15 protein-coding genes are annotated in these 21,038 nt (G+C 39.0%); 3 read left to right on the forward strand and 12 right to left on the reverse strand.

Going from position 1 to position 21,038, the window contains the following annotated elements:
* Window positions 1-60: 60 nt before the first annotated feature.
* The 11 genes from H1R81_RS14240 to murF all read right to left on the reverse strand — a co-directional run bounded on the left by H1R81_RS14240 (window position 61) and on the right by murF (window position 15,937).
* Window positions 61-732, reverse strand: coding sequence for a hypothetical protein (locus H1R81_RS14240; protein WP_181841409.1), 672 nt, complete (start codon window positions 730-732; stop codon window positions 61-63).
* A gap of 20 nt (window positions 733-752) precedes the next feature.
* Window positions 753-2,045, reverse strand: coding sequence for an LVIVD repeat-containing protein (locus H1R81_RS14245; RefSeq protein WP_181841410.1), 1,293 nt, complete (start codon window positions 2,043-2,045; stop codon window positions 753-755).
* A 79-nt stretch (window positions 2,046-2,124) separates the two neighbouring features.
* Entirely contained in the window at window positions 2,125-2,493 is a 369-nt protein-coding gene (locus H1R81_RS14250; RefSeq protein WP_181841411.1) for a hypothetical protein, read from the reverse strand.
* A gap of 11 nt (window positions 2,494-2,504) precedes the next feature.
* Window positions 2,505-3,728 (reverse strand): serpin family protein, encoded by a 1,224-nt coding sequence (locus H1R81_RS14255; protein ID WP_181841412.1) that lies wholly within the window; start codon window positions 3,726-3,728, stop codon window positions 2,505-2,507.
* A gap of 42 nt (window positions 3,729-3,770) precedes the next feature.
* The gene (locus H1R81_RS14260; RefSeq protein WP_181841413.1) at window positions 3,771-4,223 is read right to left on the reverse strand and encodes an META domain-containing protein; all 453 of its coding nucleotides are present in this window, start codon (window positions 4,221-4,223) and stop codon (window positions 3,771-3,773) included.
* Window positions 4,224-4,667: 444 nt separating this feature from the next.
* A complete protein-coding gene (gene lhgO, locus H1R81_RS14265; protein ID WP_181841414.1) occupies window positions 4,668-5,867 on the reverse strand; it encodes an L-2-hydroxyglutarate oxidase in 1,200 nt (399 codons plus the stop codon).
* Between the two features lie 185 nt (window positions 5,868-6,052).
* Entirely contained in the window at window positions 6,053-7,309 is a 1,257-nt protein-coding gene (locus H1R81_RS14270; protein WP_220275231.1) for a YdcF family protein, read from the reverse strand.
* Window positions 7,310-7,366: 57 nt separating this feature from the next.
* Window positions 7,367-8,893, reverse strand: coding sequence for a RagB/SusD family nutrient uptake outer membrane protein (locus H1R81_RS14275; protein WP_181841415.1), 1,527 nt, complete (start codon window positions 8,891-8,893; stop codon window positions 7,367-7,369).
* Window positions 8,894-8,907: 14 nt separating this feature from the next.
* Window positions 8,908-12,165 (reverse strand): TonB-dependent receptor, encoded by a 3,258-nt coding sequence (locus H1R81_RS14280; RefSeq protein ID WP_181841416.1) that lies wholly within the window; start codon window positions 12,163-12,165, stop codon window positions 8,908-8,910.
* Window positions 12,166-12,378: 213 nt separating this feature from the next.
* Window positions 12,379-14,496: a carboxy terminal-processing peptidase gene (locus H1R81_RS14285; protein ID WP_181841417.1), complete on the reverse strand. Its 2,118-nt coding sequence runs from the start codon at window positions 14,494-14,496 to the stop codon at window positions 12,379-12,381.
* 142 nt (window positions 14,497-14,638) lie between these two features.
* Window positions 14,639-15,937, reverse strand: a complete 1,299-nt coding sequence (gene murF, locus H1R81_RS14290; RefSeq protein WP_181841418.1) for a UDP-N-acetylmuramoyl-tripeptide--D-alanyl-D-alanine ligase — start codon at window positions 15,935-15,937, stop codon at window positions 14,639-14,641.
* A 373-nt stretch (window positions 15,938-16,310) separates the two neighbouring features.
* Here murF and H1R81_RS14295 point away from each other — a divergent pair, with 373 nt between their 5' ends.
* Window positions 16,311-17,690, forward strand: a complete 1,380-nt coding sequence (locus H1R81_RS14295; protein WP_181841419.1) for a hypothetical protein — start codon at window positions 16,311-16,313, stop codon at window positions 17,688-17,690.
* Here the strand turns inward: H1R81_RS14295 and H1R81_RS14300 are convergent, their stop codons facing one another.
* Window positions 17,691-18,665 carry a hypothetical protein gene (locus H1R81_RS14300; RefSeq protein WP_181841420.1) on the reverse strand — a complete coding sequence of 325 codons (975 nt, stop codon included), beginning with the start codon at window positions 18,663-18,665 and terminating at the stop codon, window positions 17,691-17,693.
* Window positions 18,666-18,874: 209 nt separating this feature from the next.
* On the opposite strand from H1R81_RS14300, the gene H1R81_RS14305 reads away from it, so the two are divergent.
* A complete protein-coding gene (locus H1R81_RS14305; RefSeq protein ID WP_229251132.1) occupies window positions 18,875-20,194 on the forward strand; it encodes a M14 family zinc carboxypeptidase in 1,320 nt (439 codons plus the stop codon).
* Entirely contained in the window at window positions 20,178-20,954 is a 777-nt protein-coding gene (locus H1R81_RS14310) for a carboxypeptidase-like regulatory domain-containing protein (protein WP_181841421.1), read from the forward strand. The genes H1R81_RS14305 and H1R81_RS14310 overlap by 17 nt, the downstream gene beginning before the upstream one ends.
* Window positions 20,955-21,038 lie beyond the last annotated feature (84 nt).

The following is a 21,038-nucleotide window of genomic DNA, read 5'->3' on the forward strand; positions in this document are numbered from 1 at the left end:
AAAATCTGTCATAAGAACCTCCAACAATTACACAATTATTGGAAGTTCTTAGAGGAGCTTTTAAAACTCAATCCCCAATCGCAATACCATCCGCTTATATTTTCTTACCTCGTTCGTCTCCGACCAATACACCTCATTTCCATTTCTATCCATCTTATATTCAGCCCGTTGGAATCGGTACCCTATATTAATCAACCACGCAGAGCCATTTCGCATCGGTAATCTATAGCCTATGGTAGGGCTTACTAAAAGACCTCCCTTTGTATGAAACCCTGTATTGTCTTCATTCAGCCAGGTGGTTGAATAACCTGCATCTATTCCTGCCTGTAAACTGCTTCCCCCCTCCTTTTTCTGTAATAAGCTTCTGCGTACCCCTAAAGCTATGGGCATCAATACAGTTTCCCCATAGCCATCAACCCCTATGGTAATCCCTGCCGCCGTTTTACGATCGATATAAACACCGTTAAAAGTCTGCATCGACAGATTTACTTTATTCTTTATCTGATACTGATCAGGATAGTTACCCGGATAAGGGTAAGGATACCATCCTCCGTAATAATTGGTCTGATACTTAAGTCTACCAAATAGTCCTCCGAATTCGGTCATGTTCACAAACTTATGTTTGCGGAAGAACCCCTCTTTTTCATCTTGTGCATTTATGGCAGTACTGCCAAAGAGCAATATCACGAAAATCAGGCTGATTTTATTTATATATATGAGTATGTTTTTCATATTGAAGTAGGTTCAGGGGTTTAGGATTCTTTTTTCACAGGAATGATACTTAACAACTTCATGTCTTTCGGATTTGACGTATCATACTGATATAATCCATCTTTACCAACCATTAATAAATGTTTTCCGCCTAAGGGAATCACGTCAAAAGCGTTTATCTTTTCAATATGCTGTTGCAGTTTTATATCCATAGCACTTGATGCATCAAAAGACTTTAAACCATACTGCCCCTCACAGATAAACAGACTTGGAAAATCAATGCCTAACCCAGCAGGATTCTGCATTTCATAGCTTTTGAGTAATCTCGGGGCGTATATATTTGTTACGTCGACTACGTCTAAACGATTAGGTGATGCCCCGCAGAAACCTGAACGCAAAGTAACATACGCAATATCATTAGCCACCACCACAGGGTCACAGGCACGGGCATGTTCAAACATTGTTATCCGCTCTGGTTTAGCCGGATTTTTATTATCAAAGATATACATACCCGTGTTTGATCCTATAAAGAGTTTGTCTTTATAAGGGAAAATGGTTTCAATACCCCATCCTAAATTAATCTTACTCTCCTGAACAGGCTGAGTAGGTGCCTTGATATTGAAAAGAAGCAAATCACTCTGCGAAACGGTATAGAGGAAATCGTCATAAATGGTAAATCTTGCCATTGAACCGCCTTGACCAGTACCACTTGCCGAAGGACCTGTAGGGCCTTTTGAGCCTGCATAATAAGCCATGTCATTGGCATAGTAGTAAATAGGATTTGGATTAACTATCAGAAAACCACAATTAGTACGAATTTTATCAGTAATAATCTTGGTTTCATAATCGGTGATAGTCTGAGAGCCTGGACTATATCCCCAGGTAATACCATCGGCTGTGCCCTGATTAAAGACATCCTTTACTCTTCCTGTGAGTTTGATGTTTTTTGGGTCGGTAATGTCAAAAGACACTACGTCCATATAGTTGTCGGCGTAGAGTATATTGTCTTTTACGGCCATATCTATTACTCCCGGTATTTTCAGGAAAGCAATATTCTGCGGTTGTTGCGGATTAGAATTATCAATAATGTGCAATCCTTTCTTAAGCTCATTGATAAAGATATAATTATCCTTAACATAGATTTTGCCCAGATTGACTAACTCTTGCGGGCCTTGCGAAGCAATTTCATTACGAATCTGGTCTACTGTAAGCACAAAAGGTACAGTTGTGCGGTACGTGCGGGTTGTCTCACAATCATCTGTACATGATAGATTGCCAATGGCCAAGCTTAAACCAAGTATAGTTACAGGCCATCTGAAGTAGTTGTTTTTCATAGTTTTAGCAGGTATAAAGAATAGAAAAGTGCCATGCGTAGTGATTAGTATCCCTATACGACATGGCACTTGATAGTTTTTACTTTAACTTTATTCTGGTCAGCTTTAGCGGCATTCCGGCATAGAGTATTAACTCTGTCTGGTCGAATTGTTTCACTTCGCCGCTGAATATTATCTTAGTTTCATGTTTACCTTTTAATTCAGCCGGCAGATTAGCTACTATAAATCGATGTGATGGTTGAGCTGCACACGACAAAGGATCCATTTCGCTCTGCACGACAATCACTGTCAGGTCTTCGTTTGCCTTCATCAGATACCCTTCTTTGTTATTGAAGGTCTGTATAGTTGGTAAATTATCAATATCACTTACAGGAGATACATCGATGTCTTTTTTAGCACAAGCCAGAAAGACCGCGATACAGAAAAACATAACCCAAAGTTTTTTCATACAAATAAGAATTAAAGGTTAGAAATCTTACCTGTAAATAAGATAGTATTCGATTGTTTTTCGCTGATAACAAACAAGAATGGACGATTACAAACCACAGTCGGATACACGGGAACGGAGGTAAGTACAACTCCTATAGTTGTTACGGCTGCGGCTTCTGTTCCTTTTTCATCAATTCCTACATAGGTATTCTGTTTCACCATACCAACTTTTAATTTCCCGGCAGGGCTGGCTATTTTCGACAAATCTGCTCCATCAGAAAAAGCTGTATTGATGCCCATTTGCATCAGAACCTTTTTTAAGTCTGCCTCGTACTCCAAGGTAAATTTCGGTAAGCCCACAATCACTTTTTGTTCCTGTAATGCTCCATTCAGTTGTTTCCACTCAGTTACAGACAAGCTCGCTAAAGCAGCATCAGTCGATTTATCAGGAAGAATGACTGTCATTACATAGTTACCATCACCATAAGGCAATTCTACTGCCTGATAATTATCACGTTTAGCATACTTCACGTTTTCGGTCATATTCATCATCTTCACACTTTTCACGCCTTTTGTGCCTGTGAAGTCTGCATTTTGTGTATTCCCCTCTTTAAATTGTGTTTTCCAGTCACCTTTGAAGTATAGAGCATTCATCAGGAATAAAATCTGGTCAGATTTTATTTCATCCAATACCTTCTTGATTTTACCGTTGGTATTATCACTTGCCCAGTTGTTAATCTTACCCACAGTGGCTTTATCGTCGAAATTCTCACCGAATACACCTGCATTAAAATAAGTTTTCAGGTTATCCAGATAAGATGGCTCTACTTTGAAAGTATTCCGATACCAAACTGAGTTGGCAATGGTGTTTTTTACTTTCGGGTCACTCAATGGCAGGTTATCTATCAGATCTTTATAGATACCGTTGGTTGTAGCCATATCGCCCGAGACCCGCAGCGCTTTCTGAATTTCTTCTTTTGTTTGTGTGTCTGCCCCATTCAGCAACATGCCCAGAGCAATGTGCAGACTTAGCGGTGAAACAAAGTAGCTTTTATCTGCCTCTTCGATAGTATTATGTTTTTTCCAGAAATCAAATGCAAATTCGCTTGTCTGGTCTGAAAAAGTAGCCGGAATAGCCTTTAATTCATTATTTGCCTTTAATGTATTGGGATCTACTGCTGTACCTTTATTATCACAACTGGCAGCAGCTACAGAACAAACGGCAGCAAGTATGGCAATTTTAAGCGTTTTCATAAATTGGTTGGTTAGTTTAAAAAATCAGGTTATAGGATTTTATTATTTCTTCTCAAAATAAAGTGCCTCATTGGCAGGTTTAGAAAGATAAATTACCAGTGTGTTTTTATCTTTAAACTCATATCTTTCTACGTTTCTCAGGCTCTCATAATAAGTCATTTCAAAGGCGTTAGCTTCTGGTGTGCCAGCTATTTTAGTAGAGCCTAATACCGGAATTTTGATTGTCTTTCTACTTTCATCAATCTCTGTTTCAGCAAAATAAAAATTTACTGAACTCCTGCCATTGATGGTAAGCTTATCTTCTTCATTTTTAAACTCTAATGATACATCGTATTTAGGCGTTTTACCATCTGTATAACCCTTAAACTTCCATTGCCCTAACAATGTCGAAGCTCTGAGGGCATCGTATGAAGCACTTGGTGTATCTATCTTCTCGCTTTCGCACGATGCCAGAAATAAACTACTGGTCATCAACCAAATAATTAACTTTTTCATTTTACTTATTTTCTTAATTTTCTATGTGAATTCCTGACAAATTAGGGCGCAACTGTTATGGCATAGTACGCTTTTCACTCAGTCGGCCAAGGGAATAAACAAACGAGAATGTTTTTCCCCTGACATAAACAATCGTTTTGACTGAGGCTCAGTACCCTTTTCAATACTATAGATACTTATTATTTAGAAATGGTTGGAAAGGGAGTGTTTTTTCTGATTGAAAAGCTAAAAAGTAGATATTATAAGACAAAAATGAGTATAGATAGTTTTGTTCCTATTTGAAAATTTAATGATTTTGCCACAATGTGATCACGATGTTACACTATATAAAAATAAGCTATTGCCTAAATAGAATTGTGTCACATTGTGTACATGGAGTACTTCGTGGCAATGCATTAATAGTATAATTATCCACCAAGACGATTTGATAAATCATTTTACAATTCAAAACCTCTTCAAAACCAACTCACTAACCGTCTGCCCGATAGATAATGAAGAAGTTGCGGCAGGAGATGGCGCGTTACAGACATTCACAGCGCGCTCATTTTCGAAGATGGCGAAATCATCTAATAGTCCGCCATCATAATCACAGGCCTGCGCTCTTACACCTGCCCCACCCGGAATCAGGTCGTCTTCCTGAATTTCAGGGATTAATTCCTGTAACGCCTTAGTAAAAGCACTTTTAGAGAAAGAGCGATACATTTCGCCTAAACCTGTGCGCCAGTATTTAGCGGCTACTTTCTGGAAACCTCTCCAGGTCAAAGTTTCAAAAAGTTCACCGAAATGAATATCCAGTTTCTTATATCCTTCGCGACGGAAAGCTAAAACAGCATTAGGCCCGGCCTCAACTCCTCCGTGAATCATACGCGTAAAGTGTACACCTAAAAAAGGAAAATTAGGGTCGGGTACAGGATAAATCAGATTTTTAACCAAGTATTGCTTTTCAGGTTTTATCTCAAAATACTCCCCTCTGAAAGGTGTAATTCTTAGTTTATTGGCTCGCACATCAGTCATTTGGCCTACTTTATCAGAGTAAAGTCCGGCACAGTTTACTACCAGTTTAGTTTCGTAAGCACCTTTATTGGTATTGACTACTGACGTGCTACCCTTATCTGTAATACTCTCTACTTTCTCCCCAAAAACTATTTCGCCACCCAATTCCTGGGTTTTCTGTAAGTATTTTTCACAAACTTCGATATAGTCGATGATTCCGGTCTGGGGCACAAAAAAACCTTTTAGCCCGTTTACGTGTGGCTCGTATTCTTTCAATTGTTCTTTATTCAACATCTTGAAGCCATCCAGACCATTTTGTGCGCCTCTTTCAAAAAGTCCATCAAGAATGGAGATTTGCTCAGGGCGAGTAGCAACTACTATTTTTCCACACAAGTCGTATTTAATGTCTTCTTTGTTGCAGAAATCCAAAAGCATTTCGTAGCCTTTGATACAATTGGTAGCTTTTAAACTACCCGGTTTGTAGTATAAACCCGAATGTATAACCCCGCTATTATGTCCTGTCTGGTGTTGGGCAACCTTATTTTCTTTTTCAATAATCAATAATTTCAATGCCGGATTCCCCTGTTTGATTTTCAAAGCAGTAGCCAGCCCGACAATACCTCCACCAATAACAATTACATCGTAGGTCATATTCAAGTATATAGAGTAGTTTTTTATGCAAATATAGGGCAAAACCACCTTTTATTTTAGTAGAAGCTTTTAAAAAGCAGACAGGTAAACTGTTAGTACTTATATCCACTTAATACTTACCTAACAAAAAACGCCATCCATAAAGACAGATGACGTTTTTGCTCAAACTTAGGGTAAACAGAATGCTAAGGATCAAGCGGATCGTATGGATCCATGTGCAAACATTCGATAACCGGGTAAAACTCAATCACATGATTTGATAATTGTTTTTTATGGGTATAAGGCGTATAACCTAATTCACGCATATTTCGCGCATCAAAACTGTCTGCTGCTGAGTATTTAGTTTGGGATAGTGAAGTGACAAATAACGATGGCATATCCACCGGAATACCATAATGAATCATCAGACGAACCGAGTTTCTGATATTGGTTGTGGTATGTCTTGCCTGTGGCTCAGCAATAATGGCCGAAGCCGGAATATTATATTTCTCCATCAGGTATTTTTTCATTTCTACCGCCTCACAATAAGTCGTTTTGAACGGATAGCAATAACCACCTGTTGGGATAATGAATGGTGCCTCGCCTCTCAAATAGCTGCGGGCAGCCGCATCAGCATGTAGTTTTCCTTCATGGCCGATAGGTATTTTTAATTCAGGGCCAGCTCCCGGAAGGATGATGGCTGCATATTTGTATTTCTTCCAATCGGTTTTTTGAACCTGATCATAGGCGGCTTTGTTGATACCTTTCTCCAAAGGTTCTAAACGCGCAGGTTCATCACGGTCATTTGCCTGCATCAATTGCATAGCTACGGCCAATGATGGTTTATAGAAAACATCCAGGCTATTACTGCTTTCATCAAGAAAGGCCATCATATCTTTCAACATAATACGATACGAACGAGAGGTTACTATATAACTTGCTGAATCAATACGCGGGTATCTCATTTTTTTACCGAGACCAAACTGGTTGATGATGTAATCCATCCCGTAAAAACATTGATTCCATGCTTTAGCTAATAAAACCTCATTTGATAAACCAACAAAACGCTGATAATAACCTGAAGGGCGTAGATGGCCATCGATGATTTTATCAAAAGTTTTTTTATTGGCAGCATAAACCGAGCTCAATTCTTTAGCCAATGCAGCGGTATCTGGTTTCCAGAAGAAATCGCTTAGTAATGATACCGGATGTGAACAAGTATCTGTCACATGCGTTTTCAATATCTCAACTTTGTTTTGAAGAAAGTTTTTAAATATTGTGTTATTGGTCAAAATCGCTTTTACTTCAGGCGTTTTCTCGATAACTGTAATCAGATAAAAATTTTTATCTACTGTTAAATCGCCGGAAGCAAGCGGGCGGTAATTTTTATTGTATCCCTGCCCTGCCACATTCATGACAAACAGTATAACAAAGGAGAGTGAGTATATGATTTTTGTTTTCATAGTAGGTCAATATTAAAAAATAAAGAGGGTGAAGTGACTCACCCTCTTCTATTAAAATCAATAACCAGGATTCTGATACATTTTTACTGGATCCAATTTTTGCTCATCAAAAGGGATAGGAAAAAGAACGTCCTTTGTTGACACATTCTTCAGGTCTGAAATACCTACATCAGCCGCGTTTTTACGTCTGAAATAATCTGCAAATCCTTGAGGATTATCACCAAAAGCACGTAATAAATCAAATAATCTATGATTCTCAAATGCCAGTTCGGATCTGCGTTCGTGAAGAATCGCCAGTTTTAAGGTAGGATATTTAGCATGATAATCGGCATCAGAAGCATCGTAGTCAGGCAAGCCTGCACGTTTACGTGCCTGGTTCAAATAGCCAATTGCTTCAGAATTGTTTCCTAATCTTTCGTTTACTTCGGCCAGCATCAATACAATATCGGCGTATCTCATCAGAATAAAATCATTGCCTCCCCAGCCATTGGCTGCTGCTGCATCACTTACATCGCGGTATTTGGTAATAAACCAGGCTTTGGCGCTGGCATGATCGGCATATTTTACTGAAAATTCTTTTCTGATGTCACCTGTTTCATATTCATTCACTATATCCGGATTAATAAAGAATCCACGGCCGGTTGATGGTCTTTTAGAGTTGATTGTTTCACCAATCGATTGGTTACGATAAGCCAGACCCGAAGCATAGTTCTGGTCGCCCTGTCTGTAAACAATCTGGAAAATAATTTCAGGATTGGTATTCTTTTTAGCTACATCAAATACATCTTCATAAGGAATCTCTGAGAGTTGTCCAAAGGTTCTCATTCCATAAGCGGTATCAAGATATTGTTTCGCTTTTGCGAAATTTGCCGGTTTTTCGTCTGATAAAACAGATCCCATCGTCAGATACACCTGCCCCAATAACCCATTGATAGCTGCCTTACAAGTACGGCCTTTGTTAGCGGCATTCTGAATATTTGGTAAATCTGAATTTAAAGCCGCTGTTAAATCTTCGGTAATCTGTTTATAGACCAGCCCTTTTTCTACTCTGAATGTACTGGCTACAATTTCATCATATGAAGTCGCAAACTGTGTTACCATTGGTACATCTCCCCATTTACGCACCAAATGGAAATAAGCCAGAGCCCGGAGGAAAAGTGCTTCTGATTTATAGACAGCACGGTTTTTTTCGTCGGTGAAACGAATCGCCTGATTATCGATATTAGACAATACATAGTTGGCACGTGATACTATGGTGTACAAGGCATTCCAGTGGCCTGTCATTTCAGGGTTAGTCGGAACCAATGTAAAGTTCGTAAACTGAAAGGGTGTACCTGCATTAGACTGATTATCTGTACGGCCTGCATTATCAGACCGTTCTTCGCTATATAAATCGCTGCCTTCTCCAAGGGCGCTATTGCTACGGATGGCATTATATATACCTGCTACTGCTTTCTGAACATCTATTTCAGAAGAAAAAAACTTATCGCTGGTAATGGCATTCGGATTTTCTATTTGCAGATAATCTTCGCAAGATGAAGATATCAGTGCAATAAATATAAATAATAAACTGATTTTTTTCATGATTCAGGTTTGTTTTAGAATTGTACTTTTAGTCCGGCGTTGAACGACCTCATTAACGGATATTTACCATAATCAACCCCGGGAGTTAAGTTTGACCCATTGTTATAATCCACCTCAGGATTATACCCTCTGTATTTCTGGAACGTGAACACGTTATCAGACGAAACGTAGATACGCACGTTTGAAATTGTATTTTTTGTCAAAGCTGCCATGTTCCAGTTGTAACCAAGAGTGATGTTTGTAATTCTCAGAAATGAACCATCATTCAGGTAGAATGTCGACAAACGAGTACTATTACTTTGTGTACCACCACGCGAGGCTCGATAGATTTGTCCATTGCCCGGATTTTCGGGTGTACGGAAGCGTTCGTCTACAATGGCATACTGGTTACCAGAGCCTTCCATATTCAGGTTATAATAGTTTTGTCCGTCAAGCACCATATTGCCTTTAGTACCATTCGCAGAAATAGAAAGGTCAAATTTCTTGTAGCGTCCTGAAAGATTGAAAGCGTATATAAAATCTGGATATGGATTCCCGATAATAGTTTTATCAAGGTCATTCACAATACCATCTTTGTTTGTATCCTGAAACAGCAAGTCACCTGGCTGAATTTTTGTGCTTTGAGATGCCGAACGTGCCGGAATATCATCATTTACATCAGGGGCATTATTGATAGCATTGGCTTCTTCCTGTGTTTTTACCATACCAATTACTTTAAATCCGTAGAACATACCCACTGGTTGGCCTTCCATTGTAATGTGGGTATCATAACCGCGTTCGGCACCACGGGTAAGAATAGTAGAGGCACCACCCAGGTCAAGTACTTTGTTACGATTCATTGAGATATTTCCGCTGGCACGTAATTCATAATCCTTAGATGATAATACGATTCCGTCTAATTGAAAATCGAAACCTCGGTTGTTGATTTTTGAATCAGGTAAGTTGGTTAGCATCGAAGTAGAACCTGATACCGCCGTAATTGACTTTGAGAACAAAAGGTTATAGGTATAACTATCGTAGTAGTTAGCAATTACTTGCAGACGATTGTTGAATAGACCTAAATCTAAACCAATATTGGTTTGTGAGGTTGACTCCCAGCCTAATTTATCATCGCGGAAAGCTCCCGGATACATAGCTGTTTGTACGGCATTACCGATAACAGTACCTGATTTACCTACCACTTGTTGGAAATTGTAAGCTCCAATACCGTTATTTCCACTCACACCCCAGCTGGCACGGAACTTTAACGAAGACCTTTCGCCCAACATATTTTTGTAAAATACCTCATCAGAAATTGTCCATCCACCAGAAATAGAAGGGAAATAAGCCCAGCGATTTTTAGGACCAAATAGTGAAGAACCATCACCACGGAAAGAAGCCGTAATATGATAACGATTCAGATAGTTAGCATTAAAACGACCGAAACCGGAAGCCATGGCATATTGGGTAATACCTGTTCCTCCACCCCGTGTAAAGTTGGCAGGGTCTGAACCTCCCCCTGTAATGTATGGTATTTTATCGTCGGTAAATCCGTTGGCTGTTACAGCAATTACATCTGTAAGGTGCGATTGAGAAGAAGCACCCAATACACCGCTCAAATGGAAATCTTTTACTTTTTTATTGAAGTTAAGGGTAAATTCTGTTAGATAATCTCTTTCATCTGTACGGGTATTCTGTGCATTGGCTGCCGTAATTGCCTGAGGAGAATATGGCGGATTTACACCTGATGTAATACTTGTCGGGCGATAGTACTCCCAGTTGTTTGTATAATTATATGTACCAAAAGACAATTTAGCGGTCAATGCATCCATGATTTTATATTGTCCGTACACATTATACGTAGCTCTTGTTGTTTTACGGAAGTTCTTTACCATCTGCGTGTAAGCTATCGGATTTTCGATGTCGCTTTGGAAGGCATAATCACTTGATTGTGATGACATTCCGTATTGTGCCGGAGTGCCGTCTGCATTGTATGGTTTCAGGAAAGGCAGATAAATCAAAGCTGCCATCACTGGGCTTTGGTGGAAACGCCCTTCCGTTACCTCATGATTCTTTGTATCAGTATAAGCCAGATTAGCCCCAATTGTTATCTTTTTCGAAATATCCAAATCAATGTTCGAACGCAAATTGTATTTTACAAAGTCGGTATTAAGCATAATACCATCCTGATCCTGGTAACCACCTGATACGGCGTAGCGCACTCCGGTACGTCCGCCAGCAATAGATAGATTATGTCTGTGGTTTCCTGCATTACGATATAATTCATCCTGCCAATCAGTATCGTACTCAGGTTTTTTGATTGTTCCTGTGGCAAAGTCGTACATATAGTCAGGTATTCTGATTGTATTCGCATTTACGTTGTTAGTACGGGTTGTACGAACCGTGTTGTTATCTTTTACGTATTCATCAGACCATACTTTACCCTGCGAAATCATCAAATCTTTATAGGTCTTGTTGTGGGCATCTACAAACAAATCAAAAAACTGTTGTGCATTCAATACATTAACCTTGCGCGCCAACTGATTGATTCCGAACTGATAATCGTAGGTTACAGTTGTTCTTCCTTCTTTCCCTCTTTTGGTAGTAATCAAAACCACCCCACCCGAAGCTCTTGAACCATAGATAGCAGCCGAAGCAGCATCTTTCAATATTTCAACAGACTCGATGTCTTCCATATTCAGGAATAGGTCTCCATTGGCAGGATAACCATCTATTACATACAATGGGTCTGAGCTGGCATTGATTGAACTTGTACCGCGTACACGAATTTTTGTAGTATTGTAAGGAGCCCCACTTACCTGCGAAATCTGAACCCCGGCTACTTTACCGACCAAAGCCTGCCCAACGGTTGGTGTAGTCAGGTTCAGTTCACTTGCTTTTACACTGGCAATTGCCCCTGTGATATCGCTCTTACGCATCGTCTGATAACCCACTACCACAACTTCTTGTAATGAACGCGCATCGGCTTCCAGTGCCACATTTACATTTGAACTCACAGGTGCTTCTGCTACTTTGAAACCTATAAATGAAATGACAAGCGTAGTTGCATCTGCAGAAACAGATAGTGTAAACTCCCCTTTTGCATCAGTCAGTGTTGCTGTTGATGCTCCTTTTACCTGAACCGAAGCACCTGGCAACGGCTGCCCTGTTTCTGCCTCCGTAACTTTACCTTTGACCTGACGACCTTGCGCGGCCGCAGGTAACTTATAGCATGCAAAAATTACGAAGCATGCCAACGTTTTGAGAATTGTTTTGAATACTTGTTTTTTCATTGTTAGATGATTTAAAATAAACCGCAAAACAAGCAAGCAACTATTAATACGAAATGACCGCCATGTAATCTAATTGTTATGAAAATGGCCAAAAAAGGGCAAAATAGTAGTAAAATCAGAGATAGTATGAATAAAAAAAGAGGTCGCTTTTGGAGCGGCCTCTTGTGCTATTTTTATTGTTATGGAGTACTCTGTTTATTATGCTGGAACAGCTTAATTTTTAACAGCCATTCCTTTTTGCTGAATTACATCGTCCATCACATGGATTGTTTCGTTCAGATAAACATCTTTTTTAAGATATTTAACCCAGAAATCGTTACGGTCTTTTTTCAGCGAATCAGAATTAATAACTCCTAAATCTCCTTGCAGATTCTCTACCGATAAATCATTTTTCAGTTTGGTTAAATCACGAACTTTATTTGAAACATCTTTTATCTCTTTCAATTGTACTTTGTACTTTGCCAGTTCTAAAGAACGTGAAGTTTTTCGGTTGTCTGCTAATATATTGGTATTGTCTTCAATGGCTTTGAATACATTATTGGCAGCCAGACGATCTTTGCTTTTCTGTTGTAATAAAGCTACATCTGGAGCGGCTTGCCATGTCTGATAATTTGCTTTAGGCATTTCATCCCATATCAAAGCATTCGGAGAATCTTTCTCACGCATTTTGTAAGCCTCATACAGGCCTGTCAGAACAACATCTGACTCGACTCCTTTCAACTGTGTAGCACCACCATTGATCCGGTAATATTTTTGTAATGTTAAGTGAACAGCACCTAAATCACCCGCACCACTACCATTACCCTGGCCACCTACAGGAAACGCTCTTTGTACAGTACCTTTACCATAGGTTGATGATGAACCAACAACAATACCACGTTTATAATCCTGAATTGCAGACGCAAAAATTTCAGAGGCTGAGGCACTACGCTCATTTACCAATACAACCAGCGGGCCATCATATAATACTGAGGGGTCGTTATCTCCCATCTGGGACGGGCGGCCGGCACGGTCGCGGATTTGCACCACAGGGCCGGTTTTGATAAACAATCCTACCATATTTACTACTTCCTGCAAGCTACCACCTCCATTATCACGAATATCCAGAATAATACCCTCTACGCCTTCTGCTTTCAGCTTTTCTACCTCTTTCGCTACGTCTTTTGAGCAACGAGCTGCTTGTGGGCGATTAAAGTCTGCGTAGAAAGCAGGTAAGTCTATTAAACCTATTTTATGCTTATCAGAATTAATGATAACACTTCTGGCAAAGGTCTCATCCAGTTTCAATTCTGCACGGATGATTGGTACAACCTTTTGAGTACCGTCAGGTTTCTGGATGGTCAATCTTACTTCTGTTCCCTCTGCTCCACGAATCACTTTCACGGCATCGTCTGTCGTGAACCCGGTAATATCTTCCGGCTCGCCTGCACCTTGGGCTACTTTCAGAATAATATCATTGGCCTGAATCTCTCCTGATTTCCAGGCTGGTCCTCCGGCAGATACACTTCTGATTTTTATTTTATCATCTTCCTGCATCAACAAAGCACCAATTCCGAAGAAACGACCACTTAGTCTTTCATCAAAAGAACGTTTTTCAACCGGTGGGAAGAAATCAGTATGTGGATCCATCTGATTCGTAATGGTGTTTACCAATACTGCAAATCTTTCGTTTTCGTCAAATTTGTTTTTCAGACGGTCAAAATACTTGTCCATCGCCTTTTTCACTTTAGCGCGTGCTTCCTGTTCCAGGGTTTCATTGTTTTTGGCAACAAAATCATTTTTGTCTTTATTCTTCTCCTGTTGGTCAAGCAGGTCATTGAAACCCTGTAAGGTCTGCCATTTCAGGTATTTTCTCCAACGGTCTTTTCTATCAGCTTCATTAGCGGCAAAATCTACTTTGTCCCAATCTAACTCAATGTTTTCTTCTTTATCAAACGTAAATGGCTTATTAATCAGTTCTTTATAAATATCTTCAGCTTCTACTATGCGTACTTTGTAGATTTCGTCTAAGGTTTTGAAGAAATCCAAAGATGCGCCATGTACTTCGTCATCAATCTTGGTTTCGTATTTGCGAAGTTTGTTAATATCTTTTTCTAATAGCACCCTTTTACTTGGATCTACCCGTTTCAGATACTCTGTAAATATTTCTTTAGAGAATTGGTCGTCAATTTTTTTAGGACTGTAGTGCCCTTGTTCGAGCATCATACCTACTGTTCGTAGAATAGTTTCGTTTTTGGTTGGTGGGTCGTCGTTCAGCGGCATGGCTGCCATAAATACAGAACCAACGATACCCCCTATAAGAGCTAAAGACAATATATGCGGCTTTCTCATAAATTTAATCTCCTTCGGTTAAGTTATAAGTTCGTTAAGTTTTCCTGACTCAAAAATCAATCCAATTTATAACGAAAATTTAACAAATAAATTTCCTTTGACTGGAGAAAAATGATAAAAGGGCTATTTTAGGTATAAACGCCTATTGAAAACACTGTAATGTACTCTCAAGACCCATGCCACGAGAGCCTTTAATTAATATAAAAGAGTTTTGTATCTGCTTGTCTAATAGCCAGTTATGCAAAGAAAATTTGTCAGGAAAATAATACGCTTTCGGAAGCGGATCAAGCGCAGATGCCATCAGTTTTCCGGCTAAAACCACTAAGGCAAAATCTCCTTTGGCTACTAATTCGCCAATTGCTTTGTGCTCAACAGGCGCTTCATCTCCCAACTCCAGCATATCTCCTAAAATCACTATTTTTTCTTTATCGGTTTTCAGGTTAATAAAATTCTGTATCGCTGCTGACATTGACGACGGATTTGCGTTGTAAGCATCTAATAAAATACTGTTAGTACCTTTCTGAATTATCTGAGAGCGGTTGTTATCCGGGTTGTAAGTACTAACTGCTTCTGAAGCATCGTTAATAGAAACACCAAAGAAATTCCCGATAGCCAACGCCGCCGCTATGTTTTCAAAATTATACCAGCCTGGCAGATTAGTTGTATAAGTTTGCGGGTCAAGATGTGGTTCCTGGGTAGAGAAAACAACTACAGGAGAATCTTTGACCAATACAATTTTATTATCTTTCAGATACTCGATAGTCTGACTGAACTTCCGGCTTTGAGCCATACCAGTCAAGGCATCATTCTTTGCATTCAGAAAAACCGTTCCGCCTGATCTCTCCAAAAAATCATACAATTCTCCCTTTCCTTTTTTTACCCCTTCAATACCCCCGAAACCTTCTAAATGTGCCTTACCCACATTGGTAATAAAACCGTGCGTAGGCTCACAGATAGTACACAAATCTCTTATTTCTCCCTGATGATTTGCCCCCATTTCTATTACAGCTATCTCATAACCATCATTAAGTCCTAAAAGTGTAAGAGGCACGCCAATATGGTTATTCAGATTACCCTTAGTATAATAAGTATTATACTTTTTAGATAAAACTGCAGCTACCAGTTCTTTAGAAGTAGTTTTACCATTTGAACCAGTCAGGCCAATAAATGGGATATTGAATTGCTGGCGGTGATAGTTTGCCAATTTCTGCAATGTATAAAGCACATCATTTACCAGAATACATGCTGGCTCAGTAGCGTATTGCTTTTCGTCAATCACTACATATTTTGCTCCTTTTTCGAGTGCTTCCTTGGCAAATTCATTCGCATTGAATTTATCGCCTTTCAATGCAAAAAACATCACTCCTTCATCAATCTTACGGGTATCTGTCGAAACACCCGTACTGGTCTTAAACTTCTCGTATATTTCAGCTATTGACATTGCTTTCTACTGGATATAATTTTAGAATTACATTTTGCGGTAAATTTAGTGTTAAACTTGAAAATTGTTTTCAAAGGCTAATCCTTTTATTCAATTTCATGGCTCTATAAAAACAAAAAGCCTCCGAAAATCTGAAGACTTTTATGCTATTAGCAAAAAACACAATTGCTATTTATTGTCTGCTATAAATTTGAGATTAAATGAAATATTTAATAAAGGATACTTTTTTGGGTAAAGGAGTTGGAAGTACGTAATGATTTTCATCCGTTTAAATTTTATGAGTGAATTAAGCAGCGGTTGGTCAATTCGTCACACAAAATTATTCGCTAAAAATGAGTATTTTTGCTGAACATTCCTTAGTTGCCGACATAATATGCATTATAAAGTACTCTTTCTTTTGTTTGTTTCCCATTTCCATTTATTTTCCCAAACTATCTCAACCGACTCAATTCAGACAGATATTGACGCCTGTTTACTGTATCTGAGTACCCGGCAATGCACACAAACGATAGATGGAAAACAATATGCTGGCGAATGGGAAGCGCATATGCGCATGGAAGGCTCTATTTTGTTATTAGGTTCAAAAAGCAATTATCGAGACTCCAACTGCTTTACAATGGCAGGTATTCATAATATACTGGCTGAAATATATTTAGCAGATACCTCCCGGAAAGAGATTCTACCTATGCTACGAAAAGTATTCCCGGAAGTGCTGAGTTATGCCACAGGGCAAAGATTTAATTTCTGGAAGCAACTCCCACCCAATCGGGATCTGCTTCTGGGGTCAGAGCCTGACCCTTTACCTTTAGTCAGAAGACCAACTACCTTTACTTTAAAAAACAGATTTATCAACAAAGCCGCTAATGTAGAAAACGATGCTGATGATACGTCAATGGGTAATCTGGCGGTATGGTATCATAAAAAAATTTTTGGCATTGACACTCTAAGAACTGCTAAATCTAATTTATTTGACAGGTATCTTGACAAAGACCGTAAGAACAGGCACTGGTATAATTATCTTTATCATGGCTTCAAAAATTCAGGAGCTTTCCTGACCTGGTTAGGTGAAGAAGAAGCATTCGATCACTGGAATATTACTAAAGCTGTGTGGCATAATCTTACTTTCTATATTCCTTATAGTGTTTGTTTTCCTCAGGCCTACAAGCCTTATATCCCTTGGGGAACGAATGATGTAGATGTAGTAGTAAACGCCAATGTATTAACTTACCTCGCCAAAAGTGGACTTACCCTATCCAGTAAAGGCAGCCATGCGGCTCATATATTGATTGAAAAACACGCCAGACGAGGCAGATGGGCACGTATGGGTATCTATTACCCTAACCGCTTTCATTTTCATTATACTGCCAGCAGGGCTTTTGCTGCCGGAGATACCGCTTTGGCTAAAACGGGAGAATATCTTTTGGATAATCTCTCTAAAACCCAACAAGCTGATGGAAGTTATAAAAGCGATAAAAAAGTAAACAACCATGATAGAATACAATCAACCGTTTATGGATTATTGAGTCTACTCTACTTGAAAGAAGCCGGTATGAAAGTCCCGTCGGCCTTAATTAATCATTCTATGGCTTATTTAAGGTCTCAAAGAAGTTTTGATAATCAGATGGTTTATTGGAAAGGAGGCGTTTTTTTTTCAGGGGGGACAGTGGTGAGAAAGACCCTTTTCTTTACTTCTGATGCCTACACAACGGCATTAGTGATATTGGCTTTTCAAAAGTATATACAATTGATGTGATTACATATTATTTAGTACCAACTTGGTTCGGTCGATTATAGTAATCATCAATACAGTACGGGCACTGCCGATAGCAATGGCTGTATTATCAGAAGTAAAAACTGTTTCGTAGATATTAAATGCTTTATTGAGCTTTACTCCATGCACCTGATAATTCCCTGATTTATCATCGAGGATTATCTGTCCATTGCCTGCCGAATAAATATCGTATTTATGGCCTTCTACTCTTCCCCAGATAAGCCCTGATGTCTGTAATATCTTTTTCTCATGATTACTATAAATCCTGCCCATTTTACCCATCCAGCCACCTGTTACCACATAATTATCGGTATCTGAAAACTGAATTTCATGAAAGATACTATTGCCCAGCTTATTTTTTTGCAGCCATTTCTCTCCTTGCAATTCATATAAATGGGTTTTATTGAGTGTGTACATCAACGCATATACTTTTTTATTAAAAGAATTGTATTTTACACACCAAACCATTTTGAAAGGGTTTGAGTAGATTTTCTTCCAGGTAAGTCCACCATCCACCGATTTCAGAATAAAACCATTCGGAACAGTCTTTTTTGAATGGGCAATAGCCGAACGGCCACCACAGATATAAATCTCTGATTCGCTCACAACCACCATATTGTAGAAACAGGCATTTTCATACCCTTTCACTTTAATGGTCTGCCATATTTTTGTCTTTAAATTATGCTTGTAGATTATTCCTTTGTCGCCGCAGGCTATGATGGTTTGCTCGTCAAATTTATCAAGCTTATAAATATCTAAATGCTGGCTCGGGTAGATTATATTTGTGAGGTTACCTTCGGTATCAATCGACTTCAAGGTGCCGTATTTGCCGCCAATCCAGAATTTATCTTCAACAGGGATAATATCGTAATAGGAAGAATCTGCATAAGTGATTCCTTGTTGAAGAACTTTAATAGAAACCTCTTGTGCTTTGGTGTCTAAGCATAAGAATATCATTAAAAAGCTTAAAGCTATTTGAGTGGTAAATTTCAAAAAAGGTAGATGTCGGTTATAATCGGGTTCGTTTAGTGTATAGTTGCAAAAATAGGAATACGGCGGCATTCTTCAAAGTGCAGAATTAATTTTAATAGGGATTTTATTTTAAGGTAAGAATATTACCGAAATAAGTCTATTTTTGTTAATATACTCAATAAAATTCCAATTGTATGGTTCTTCATCTCAAACCCCTTACCTTTGCTATTATCGCTTATTTTATTTCATTTAATATGCCTGGTTTTGCCCAAACGAAGGATTTTTCAAAAGATTTATTCGCTCAGTATGATCATTATAAAGAAACAGCAATTACGAATCGTCGTTTCAAACATAAAGACCTTGTGCCGCTAATTCAGAAACTGCCGTTTGAGAAGCAGGTAGCGGGAAAATCCTTTGAAGGGAGAGATTTATATGAGATAAAAATGGGTAGTGGCAAAACCAGAGTATTGTTGTGGTCGCAGATGCATGGAGACGAACCCACTGCTACGATGGCCCTACTTGATATTTTTCGTTTTTTTCAGTCAGAAAATGATGGTTTTGATGCGCTTAGGCAGAGTATATTAACTAATACTACACTCTATTTTGTACCCATGCTAAATCCTGATGGGGCAGAACGCTATCAGAGACGCACAGCTACTGAAATAGATATGAACCGTGATGCGTTGCGTTTTCAAACACCGGAAGGTGCTTTATTAAAGAAATTACAAGACGAACTTAAACCGGAATTTTCTTTTAATCTGCATGATAAAAACACCCGTTATAGTGCCGGCCGAAGTGGGAAGCAGGCCACTGTTTCATTCCTGGCTACGTCTTATGATTATGACAGAAACTGGAACCCCGCCCGAACAAAAGCTATGCAGGTAATTTGTCAAATGAGTGAGACACTACAAGGGTTTATTCCGGGGCATCTGGGGCGTTGGAATGACGAACACGAGCCCCGTGCCTTTGGAGACAATATAGCCAAATGGGGAAGTAGCCTGATATTAATAGAATCTGGCGGATATAAAGACGACACAGAAAAGCAGTTTATACGGAAACTGAATTTTGTGGCTATTCTGACTGGTTTACAGGCAATTGCCGAGCAATCTTATACCCATTATACTTTAGCGACATACGAAGCCTTGCCTAACAATGATCGTTACTTATACGACCTGTTAGTTCGTAATGCCGAGTTTGATTATCATGGCAAAATTGTAGTTAAAGATATAGCTATTGACCTGATTGAAAAAAATATCAGAAATGCTACGAGTTTTACAATCAAGAGCGTTATTGAAGATATGGGCGACCTTTCGACCTTCTGGGGTATCAAAGAAATTGATGCTACCGGACTACGGGTCAGGCCCCTGGCTGACTTTCCTGAAATAATAAAGACCTATGCTTTATCTAAAGAAGATATTAAGGATAAAGAACTGAATCTGGATGAGAAAGCAAACTTTGTATTAGCAAGAGGCAAAGAAGTTAAATATGTAATTGTGAATGGACAAATCAAATAGTATGCCTGGCAAGAATAGCCGTGTGAGTAAGTATTATTACCTTTTCTTTTTTTTTATTTTAGCAAACATCCCCGTTTTTGCTCAGCAATCTTATGTTTTAGGCAGAGCAATTGATAAAACCACCAAACAGCCTATCCCATCTGCAACAGTTGTTAATAAAAACACAAAGCAGATAACCAAAACAAGTGATAACGGAAATTTTTTAGTGAAAGCGGCAAAGGGTGATTCAATCAAGATTTCTTCCATTGGGTATAAAAATGCTGGTATCGCCTGGGATGGTGTCAACAAAGAGCCTGTTATTGAACTGCCCCAAGACGCTATCGTATTGCCGGAAGTAACCATAAAAGACAAACGAATAGAGGTAATCAGGCAACAAATTGATGAATTACTGGCAGCTCCTGAAGCCTCAACAAAGCTCAAATGGAAAGATATTTCTAACCTGATTAATACCAATACATCTTCACCCGGCGGCGGGATTGGTATTTCTATAGATGGACTTTACCAGCTTTTCAGTAAAGAGGGCAAAACCCGCCGTAAACTGGAAGCTATGAAACAGGAAGACCTCCGTAAGCTTTTGGTAGAGTACCGCTACAGTGCCGAATATGTATCTTATGTAACCAAACTGAAAGGTCAGCAACTAAAAGATTTTATGAAATTCTGTAATTTGCCTGACAATTTTGTGCTGACTGCTAATGATTATGACCTGACTTTTGAAGTTTTCAGATGTCTGGAAGAATTTAAACATAGATACCGTTTTTAAATTATAACAGAATCCTATTATTGCAATGCCCATGAAAAAACTCGTTTTTTCTAATCTCTTTATTCTTTGACGTAAGCTGGAAAA

Origin of the sequence: Emticicia sp. BO119 (assembly GCF_013912375.1) — a bacterium.
In the GTDB taxonomy this organism is placed as follows: domain Bacteria; phylum Bacteroidota; class Bacteroidia; order Cytophagales; family Spirosomataceae; genus Emticicia.